This is a genomic window from Candidatus Thiothrix phosphatis, assembly GCF_035668035.1.
Classification (GTDB): Bacteria; Pseudomonadota; Gammaproteobacteria; order Thiotrichales; family Thiotrichaceae; genus Thiothrix; species Thiothrix phosphatis.
In genome coordinates, this window is record NZ_JAYMYJ010000013.1 from 20,137 (window position 1) to 29,148 (window position 9,012).

Annotated in this window: 9 protein-coding genes; 6 read left to right on the forward strand and 3 right to left on the reverse strand. The window is 48.5% G+C overall.

Annotation, left to right across the window (positions count from 1 at the left end; all coding sequences use genetic code 11):
- Positions 1-8: 8 nt before the first annotated feature.
- The 6 genes from trbL (at position 9) to VSS37_RS01730 (ending at position 5,428) form a co-directional block, all read left to right on the forward strand.
- The gene (trbL, locus tag VSS37_RS01705; RefSeq protein WP_324692883.1) at positions 9-1,229 is read left to right on the forward strand and encodes a P-type conjugative transfer protein TrbL; all 1,221 of its coding nucleotides are present in this window, start codon (positions 9-11) and stop codon (positions 1,227-1,229) included.
- 62 nt (positions 1,230-1,291) lie between these two features.
- Positions 1,292-1,984 carry a conjugal transfer protein TrbF gene (trbF, locus tag VSS37_RS01710; protein WP_324692884.1) on the forward strand — a complete coding sequence of 231 codons (693 nt, stop codon included), beginning with the start codon at positions 1,292-1,294 and terminating at the stop codon, positions 1,982-1,984.
- 54 nt (positions 1,985-2,038) lie between these two features.
- Positions 2,039-3,073 carry a P-type conjugative transfer protein TrbG gene (trbG, locus tag VSS37_RS01715; protein ID WP_324692885.1) on the forward strand — a complete coding sequence of 345 codons (1,035 nt, stop codon included), beginning with the start codon at positions 2,039-2,041 and terminating at the stop codon, positions 3,071-3,073.
- A gap of 9 nt (positions 3,074-3,082) precedes the next feature.
- Complete coding sequence (locus tag VSS37_RS01720) at positions 3,083-4,369, forward strand: TraB/TrbI/VirB10 family type IV secretion system protein (RefSeq protein WP_324692886.1); 1,287 nt, start codon at positions 3,083-3,085, stop codon at positions 4,367-4,369.
- Between the two features lie 25 nt (positions 4,370-4,394).
- Positions 4,395-4,769 carry a hypothetical protein gene (locus tag VSS37_RS01725; RefSeq protein ID WP_324692887.1) on the forward strand — a complete coding sequence of 125 codons (375 nt, stop codon included), beginning with the start codon at positions 4,395-4,397 and terminating at the stop codon, positions 4,767-4,769.
- 2 nt (positions 4,770-4,771) lie between these two features.
- On the forward strand, positions 4,772-5,428 hold the full coding sequence (locus tag VSS37_RS01730; RefSeq protein ID WP_324692888.1) for a lytic transglycosylase domain-containing protein: 657 nt from the start codon (positions 4,772-4,774) through the stop codon (positions 5,426-5,428).
- Positions 5,429-5,513: 85 nt separating this feature from the next.
- Here the strand turns inward: VSS37_RS01730 and VSS37_RS01735 are convergent, their stop codons facing one another.
- The 3 genes from VSS37_RS01735 to VSS37_RS21770 all read right to left on the reverse strand — a co-directional run.
- Entirely contained in the window at positions 5,514-7,766 is a 2,253-nt protein-coding gene (locus tag VSS37_RS01735) for a UvrD-helicase domain-containing protein (protein ID WP_324692889.1), read from the reverse strand.
- Positions 7,763-8,620, reverse strand: coding sequence for a hypothetical protein (locus tag VSS37_RS01740; protein ID WP_324692890.1), 858 nt, complete (start codon positions 8,618-8,620; stop codon positions 7,763-7,765). Before VSS37_RS01740 ends, VSS37_RS01735 begins: the two co-directional genes overlap by 4 nt.
- A 244-nt stretch (positions 8,621-8,864) precedes the next feature.
- Positions 8,865-9,012: H-NS histone family protein (locus VSS37_RS21770; RefSeq protein WP_375339115.1), on the reverse strand; the 148-nt coding region annotated here is incomplete at its 5' end.

Here is a 9,012-nt window from a genome sequence, read left to right on the forward strand (position 1 = left end):
GGTACTGCATGGACACCGCCATCCTCACCAACTCGCTGAACCAGTTCCTGACCGTATTCAATGCTGCCTATGGGCTGATTTGGGCAAACGGCGGGCAAGCCTTGCTGTGGGTGCTGGCAGGCATTGAACTGGTGCTGGTGGCATTGTGGTGGGCATTGGGTGGCAATGCCCAAACCATGGATGTCATCAAGAAGCTGCTGTTCATGATGTTCTGGTTGTGGCTGGTGACAAACTTTGCAGCCCTCGCCCCGGTCTTCGTCTACTCAATGGTGGATGCGGGGATCAGTGGGGCAGGGGGTGCGGCGGGTGGCCATGCCATCATCCTTGACCCCAGCCGGATATTCACTGCTGGTGTCAATGCCATCACCCCGATCATGACCATGATTGAAACGATGGACGACTGGGATCAGGTGGGGCAGGTCATCATCCTGTGGATTTCAGCCTTCATCATCCTGATTGCTTTTGCCATCGTCGCCATCCAGGTTTTCCTGACGGTGCTGGAGTTTTACCTGTTCATGGGGCTGTCCGCCATCCTGCTGCCGTTTGGCATCAACAAGCACACCAAATTCATCGCCGAGAAAACCCTAGGTGGGGTGGTGAACTACGGGGTGCGCCTGATGGTGCTGGCCTTCATCCTCTCCGTGACGGAACCGACCCTGACGGGTTCGCTGACCTTCACGGTGGTGGACGGGAACGTGGAGTGGAATGAAATCTTCTCGGTGATGGTGATTGCCTGGGCAATCGCCCTGCTGTCATGGAATGCCCCAGGCGTGGCTGCCGGACTGGTGTCAGGCTCGCCGTCACTGTCCGCAGGCACGGCCACCCAGAACAGCATGGTCGGTATGGCTGCCGGGAGTGCTGCCGTCGGCACGGCCTTGGGTGCTACCCGTGCGGCTGCCGGGGCAACCGCACGCCTTGCCGGGAATGCCACCGCAGGCTACCAGCGTGGCAGTGCCTTTACCCACGGCAATGCCGGACAAAAAGTGCTGGGGGGTGTGGCTGGCGCGGGGGAGAGTCTGGTCAGGAGCAGTACCCAGCGCATGACCCAAGGGGTGCGCTCTGCCTGGCAACAGGGCAAGGCGGAAAGTTATAGCGCCATGACGGGCGCACCACTGGCGACGGGTAATGCCCCGGCAACCCGTCCGGGCTGGGCGGGTAAATTGCTGACAGCCGGACACCGTGTCCCGCATGAGGCACACCCCAGCGGCGGGATGCAGGCCAGCCTGTAGGGCTGGCAGGAAAAGAAGGTATTTAAAACCAGGATGATGGACATAACCAGACAAGGGACACCATGACCACACACAACGTACAGCACGACCTTGGGCGGGAACAGCAGGAGCTTGACCGTTACCTGAAAGCCCGGATGGAATGGGATGACCGCTATGGCAGTGCGCGGATGCAGGCGCTGAACTGGCGCTACCTGTCATTCTTCCTGCTGGGTTTGTTGATGCTGTCCATGCTGGGGATGGTGTACCTCGGCACCTTACCCAAGAAAGCCATCCATGTGATTGAGGTGGACAAGCTGGGACACGCAGCTTACCAGGGGGAGGCTGGAACCTCCGGGGTGCAATACAAGGTCAATGAAGCCTCCCGCAAATACCACCTGGCTCGCTTCATCGAAGATGTGCGCTCCCTCCCGGCTGACCCCATCGTGGTCAAGCGCCAGTGGGAAGATGCCTATGCACTGGTGACACCGGCTGCCGCCAATATGCTGAGTGATTACGCCCGCAAGTACGTGCCGACCGACCGCATGAAGGAAGAGCGCATTACCCTCAACAACCTGACCCTGATCCCGATTTCCGAGAACTCCTGGAGTGCGGAATGGGAAGAGACCTACTGGAACACCCGTGGCGGCAATAACGGCACACACAAATGGAAGGGCATTTTCAACCTGACCTTCCAGGAACCCACCACCGATGCACAACTCAAGGTGAACCCCATCGGTATGTACATTGATTCGTTTAGCTGGACACAGGCGGAGTAGGTTGCCTTATCGCCAGTTACCCCTTTGATTTTCCGGTTTGGAAGCAGACACCTTATGGATACAACAAAGCTGACCCTGATCGTTACCGCCTCCGCCCTGATGCACGGATGTGCCATGCTGGATACCCAGCCGTCATCCAGCAACAGGGAGTTTTCCCGTTCGGGGAGTTTCCGCTATGGCAACGGCCTACCTTTGCCGGAAGTGCAGGCGGCAATGGCAGCAGCAGCCGAACCGGAGCAAACCACGTATACCCACGAGCCTGCCACCACCGGCTGGACACCAGAACCACCAATGGAACCCGTCACCAAACCCAAGGCAAAGCGCAAAGCCAAACACGGCAGCAGCCCCCTGCAAGCCATTGAGTATGCCAACCAGAGTGCGCGTCAATCCCCGGATGAGGCCAGCTATACCAATGCCATCATGAACTATGGCTACACCAGCGGGGCTTTGTACCAGATCCATACTGCCCCCTTGCGCCTGACCGACATCCAGCTTGAACCGGGGGAAGAAATCATTGGCAAACCCGCAGCAGGTGACACCGTGCGCTGGGTATTGGGGGTCAACAAATCGGTGCAGGATGGCCTGCCCCAACAACATGTGCTGATCAAGCCGGTAGCATCTGGCCTTGCCACCACCTTGGTCATCAACACCAACCGCCGTACTTACCTGCTGGAACTGACCAGCCACAAGGAAACCTACATGGCGGCAGTCAGTTGGCAGTACCCGCAACGGGTTCAGCGGGCATCCCTGGACAGGCTCAGGGCGCAAGCCTTGCGCCAGCCAGCCCCTCCCAGTGTTGACCTCGACAACCTCAACTTTGCCTATCGGGTGGAAGCACGCCAGGGCAACCCGCACTGGACACCCACACGGGTGTTTGATGACGGGCGACGGGTCTTTATCCGCTTCCCGTCTGGATTCCAGCAAGGTGAAGCCCCGGCACTGTTTGTGACGGCACGGAATGGGCAGAGCCAGATGGTCAATTACCGGGTCAGGAATGGGCATTACATCGTCGACCGGCTGTTCTCTACCGCCGAATTGCGGGTAGGCAGTGATGCTGCCGATGTGGTCAGGATTGCAAGAGTGGGGTAGGGGTAAATAATGACAGAATCGCAATACCAAGGCGGGCAAGCCTCTGACAGCAAGCTCAACCCGGATGACCCACGTCTGTCGCTGGAAAGGTCACGCGCACGCCAGTTGAAGAAAGGCCCCATTATCCTGTTGGTGACAGGTGTTGGCTTGCTGCTGGTTGCCACCATCTATCTGGCACTGAAACCCAGGGCGATGACCGCCGCAGACACCCAACAGGCCCGCATTGACCCCGATTCGGTCAAACGCTCCATGCCGGATGCCTTACGCGGGGCTGCCAATGATTATGGGCAACTGGACTACCCGGAACCGCCCAAATCCGACATACCCGTGCTGGGGAAACCTTTGCCGGGGGATGCTGGCGGGCTGATGCTACAAAAGCCGGTCACACCGGCTTTTACCCCAGCACCTGCACCCAAACAGCCTTCACCGGAAGAACTGGAACGGCTACGGCGTGAACAACTGGCAAGGGAAGCACACAATAAGGCACTCACCGCCAACCTGTTTTTTGAGGGCAGCCAAGCAGGTGGGCAAAGTACCGCACTGCCCGCCAGCGGGGGTGCTGCGGGCAATCATGGCTTACCGGATCCTGGGGTCGCGGATGGGCAAGCTGGTACAGCCTACACCATGCAAGGGGATGGTACATCCCTACAGCAGACTGCATTCGGGCAGGACAAAGCCTACCTGCAAGGTAGGCTACAAGCCCCGCGCAGCCCGTATGAAGTCAAGGCGGGGACACTGATCCCGGCAGTCCTGATCACCGGCATTAACTCACAATTGCCGGGGATGATCATCGCCCAGGTCAGTGAACAGGTGTTTGATACGGTCAGCGGACGTTACTTGCTGATCCCGCAGGGGACAAGGATCCTCGGCCAATACGAAAACAGCGTCAATTACGGGCAGGAACGGGTACGGGTGGTATGGAACCGGATGATTTTCCCGGATGGCTCCTCCATTTCCTTGGAAGGGATGCCCGGCGTGGATACTGGCGGGCAATCCGGCTTCACTGACCAGGTTGATAACCATTGGGGCAAGCTGGCGGGTGGTGTGCTGCTGTCGTCACTGCTCGCAGGCACTGCCCAATCCCAGTATGACGATGGCGATTTTGAGGGGCGTTTCTATAGCAACGTGGGTTCCGAGATCAACCGCACCGGGCAACGCATCACCCGCAAAAACCTCGACATCCAGCCAACCCTCGAAATCCGTCAAGGCTTCCCCGTCAATATCCTGGTGCATAAGGACATGATGCTGAAGCCCTATACCCAGACAGCAGACCCGGCACTGGATGCCGTTTACTAATTTACCCAATGACAAGGAGACACGCATGGTCAGCATGAAATTCACCCCAACCCCGGAAAAGAAAAAGCTGCGGGTGGACATCAACGAAAACGTTTTTCAGGAGCTGGAGCTTTACCTGGCCTGCGCCAAGGAAACCTATCCGTGGCTGCAACTGGACATGGTGGTGGAACAACTGCTGGATGATGCCCTGAAAAAAGACCGGGACTTCCGTAGCTGGCTGAAGAAACACCGCAAACACCAGCCCCAGGACGGGCAGGGCGATAGCCACCCCGATACACCTGACAATGGCAACCAGCCAACATCCACAGAGGAAGGAAACCAGCCGGTGATGCTGGCAGAAGCAAGGCACGAACATGGTCAGGAAGGGCATCACTGGCAAACAGGACACCACGGCGTGTGAGGGTGCATCTGTTGATCCGGCAAATGGGCCTGTTATGGCTGGTACTGGCCTGCTGCTTACCCGTGCAGGCCGAACAGCATCTGGACAGTATCGTACAGGCAGCAGCACAACAGACGGGTGTACCCGTATCCGTCATCCGTGCCGTCATCCAGCAAGAATCTGCCCATAACCCCGGTGCTGTCTCACACAAAGGTGCGCAAGGGCTGATGCAGCTCATGCCCGGCACGGCAGCCCGTTTCGGGGTATACAATGCTTTTGACCCGGCAGAAAACATCCGGGGTGGGACAACGTATCTGGCATGGCTGTACAACCGTTACCAGAGCTGGCCTCTGGCACTGGCAGGCTACAATGCAGGGGAAGGGGCAGTGGACAAATATGCCGGAATACCGCCTTACCGGGAAACGCAGAATTACGTCAGTAAAATCATGGCTCGGTTGGGAGGAACAGCCGGGGATGTCGGTATGACAGGGATCACGGGTATAACAGGTGAACCAGCAGCCTATCCGTACTCTGCGGCACTGTACTATCAGTCTGAACCAGCACCTGTTTCACACCCCTCAAGACCGGGCAAAGCAAACCCGAAGCATACAGCCCAAACGCCAATGGACTTGGAGGCAAACGCCTATACGGCATCTGTATTTTTCGGTGAGGGAGAATAAGTAAATGTTAAAACATCTAAAAACCCACATCATTGTCAATATTATGCAAAAAAACAACATAGCAGTCATTCACAGAATTTTATAATTATCCTCTATTTACTCTGCTTAGTATGCTCCCATTCTTTAATGCTAACTGTATAATTTCGTTCGGACCACCACGCTCCAGTGAACTCGCAACAACTAGTGTTTTGGATGCACGGCTAGCTCCAAGATAAAATCGTGATATATATTCACGTTGCATTACTGGGGTTATGTGTTGAGTATTGAAGTCGACATCATCTGCATGGATGAGAAATATTGTATCAAATTGAAGCCCTGCAACGTATTCTGGCATACTAAAAACACAACGTGTACGTGTATATCTAGTTGCTTTCAAGTCATCTCGTGTTTTAATAGTCACAAACTTTAACTTTTCAACAATAGCTAGTTGAGCATATTTATCAAAAATTCCCTCATTTAAACAAAGAATTGCAACCTTTTTTGATGATCCCAACTCGCGTGCAGCAGCAATGCCATTTTGAAAAACATTCTCAACTAGATCAATGTCACTATCAAAAATAGTTACGCTAGGAGCCAAACCACTTTTAATTTCTGATGTTGAATCATATGTTGAATATTCACCTTCCAAATCAAGTGCTGGAAAAAATGAATCAACATCCATCAAGAAATTAATTATTTCTGGTGTTGCACGATAATTTTGTGAGAGCTCCATTTGAATGGACTCTCCAACTCCAGGATTTTTAAACCTTGCTATCCCTCCGCTTAGACCAGATCCTGATACATTTTGTTTAAGATCATAAGCCATAATCAGAGGCCACCTCCCATCAAAATTTGATCGCGTCTTAAACAAATTATGTAACAGCATTGATTCATGGCTATTAAAATAATGATACTCATCTATATATATATAATCAAATCCCTTAAATTCTCTGAGCTGCCCCCATTCATGCGAGTATAAATATGTTCCATAATCCGCAATCATTTGATCTAAACTCATGAATTTTTGAGATTTTAAAATACCACAGTACACATCATATATTTCGAGAGCAAGTTTCCTATGCTCCAATGTAGGTAGTTCAGCTTGCCATGAGGAACGACTAGCTTTTAGATATTTTTCAGCATTTGGATTTCCCTTCCGTATATTTTCTGCTTCTAAGACACCAGTGAACTCACTCATAAGATCATTGATAAAATTGTTATATCCAATACTATCTTTATCTTGAATGACGGATAAAATATTAGGACATTTTTCAAGAAGAGTAATAGCTATTCTTGGATCACTTTTGATTTTATTAACAGACTCTTCTATTACTATTCTTTGATATAAACGCCCCTCGCGACCATCTGTAGAAATAGGACTTAACCCTTTCTGTGCATAATTAAGATGCTCTTGTGCTAAGTCATATAATGTCCCAATCCATAACTTGTTTTTATTACTAGAATCTATTAACCGAGACCACTTTTTGTCAGGATCAAGCCCTGAAAATATATCGACCATCAGTTCTTGTGATAAAGCAGAGCTATGTGTTATAAATGCAAAACTTTTGTCACCACCGTTTAGTGAATCACGATATAAATCATTTAAACATTTAACAGCCATTGCACGTGTTTTTCCTGTACCTGCGGCTCCTCTTAGCCGAATAGGTTGATTTACCTCGCGAGTTACAAATTTCAACTGATTTTCATTTAGTCTATATTGAAGCCAGTCTTCTAGAAGACCTGGTTCAGAAAAATTAAAGTCTTGTTGATTTAGAAGAATTCCAAATCCACCCACAGAAGGAAGCTCAGTGGATTTTATATTTGATTGTTTTTTTTCTGTCCGTTCAATAGCGCATAAAGCAGCATCAACGATATGTGATATTGCTAGGTTATAAGATTCCATATCAATAGAATGATAAACTTTGTTTATTTCCTCAGGCTTTTCTGTTATCTCAAATACGTAAATATTATTTGAATTTTCAGAAGGCTTCTGATCAATATAAATTCGTGCACTTTTTTTCTTATTAGATGTTGCATAAATCGAAAGAATTCTCCCAAAGTAGTATGGCTGCCAACCAATTGGAATTGATATATTTCTATAAAAGTGGCGTAGTGCTGCACGAACTATACGTTCGAAAGCACGAGTTCTATTAACAAAATTTTTAAAAATATCAGCTTTTATAACCAAATATCCAGTTTTCTCATCTGAATCATTTGATAAGAAGTATATTACATTGTTTATATCAATACGATTTATTTTATCATTTAATGGAATTTCAAAATCCTCAAACCAATCTTCATTAATTAATGCTACATCAAAATCTGATAAAAAATTTCGATCAATTACAACAGTAGTCATTTTTCGACTCCTCCAACATAGATTTTAGAGACTAGTTCAGCAGAAATAGTACATTTATCTTCAAAATGCGGATGCGCCCCTATTCTTGAAAAAAGAAACGCCATTTTTTGAACAATATGAAATCTAATGCCATCAGATAATCTACTAAATCTATAAAAACAATATGATTCAGAACTATTAATCCGTGCTTCCACACTACTCTTAAAAAGATTTGATTTAGGTGTTGAATTAATAACTCGAAGAAGTGCGACGAACCCTTTGCCTTCATAATTTTTCAACTCAGGCAGAAGAAAAAAATCAGGGAACCCATCATTTTTTGTCAGTGCCTTTTTTAACGATTCATTTATTTCGGTTGGTTTTTTGTCTAGCAACTTCCATATTTTTCTCAGTCGATCACTTGATGTCATTTCATTGCAGTTAGTATTTGATGCAAGCCTTATCAGTTCTAAACTAATTTTTTCCTCTCCTGATGCCGTTTTACCTATTGCCGTAAAAAATTCACTACTATCCTGATACTCTCCCAACCATTCACACAACCCCATTACTGTTAATGGCAAAAAGTTTTTATCTTTTTTCTGAAGGTATTGATTAATTGCACTGATTGCCTGCACTACCCTTTTAGACTCCAAAACAGAATTACATTGTTCTTCACTCCAAATTGAGTTTAAATAATCAATTGCAGGAATAATTTCTATCCACGAAAAATTATTCCCGAACTTTCGCTGCGCTATATCACAGTCTGCATTTAGAATCATCCCAAACTTTTTTTCTTCTGAACTATCAGCATAGTTTGTTATTAAATCACCTTGCATGAATTCAGAATTGTCTGGTAACTCTTGAAATAAGCTTTTCATATATAAACTTTTGAAGATTGTTTTAGGAAAATATGATGAACTAATATATTCGCCATATCTAACAGATAATATATATATTAAATATTTTTTGATAAGCTGCAACCTGCATAAACACCTCCTTAGTCTTAACATTAATAATTGAAAAAAATTATACAACCTACCGTTTGTCGGTGGATAGTGTTTTTTACGCAGGAACAGGAGCATCTGACTTCCTATCAGTTGCTCCTGCCCTACCGAGTTTCAGTCAGATCAAGCAGTCTTCCAAACTACCGCCTGATTCCAAGAATGCTACAGCCCAAAGTGGTTTCCTACCACGACCGCTCCAAGTGTCCCCATAGTTATCCGGGTTGCGGTACTTAGCTTGAACAGCAGCACGCTTCTTGGAAGGGGTA

Bases quoted from the DNA above. Each gene is read 5' to 3' on its own strand.
- VSS37_RS01740 (WP_324692890.1), bottom strand. From the start codon at position 8,620: ATGAAAAGCTTATTTCAAGAGTTACCAGACAATTCTGAATTCATGCAA.
- VSS37_RS01725 (WP_324692887.1), top strand. From the start codon at position 4,395: ATGGTCAGCATGAAATTCACCCCAACCCCGGAAAAGAAAAAGCTGCGG.
- VSS37_RS01720 (WP_324692886.1), top strand. From the start codon at position 3,083: ATGACAGAATCGCAATACCAAGGCGGGCAAGCCTCTGACAGCAAGCTC.
- trbF (WP_324692884.1), top strand. From the start codon at position 1,292: ATGACCACACACAACGTACAGCACGACCTTGGGCGGGAACAGCAGGAG.
- trbG (WP_324692885.1), top strand. From the start codon at position 2,039: ATGGATACAACAAAGCTGACCCTGATCGTTACCGCCTCCGCCCTGATG.
- trbL (WP_324692883.1), top strand. From the start codon at position 9: ATGGACACCGCCATCCTCACCAACTCGCTGAACCAGTTCCTGACCGTA.
- VSS37_RS01735 (WP_324692889.1), bottom strand. From the start codon at position 7,766: ATGACTACTGTTGTAATTGATCGAAATTTTTTATCAGATTTTGATGTA.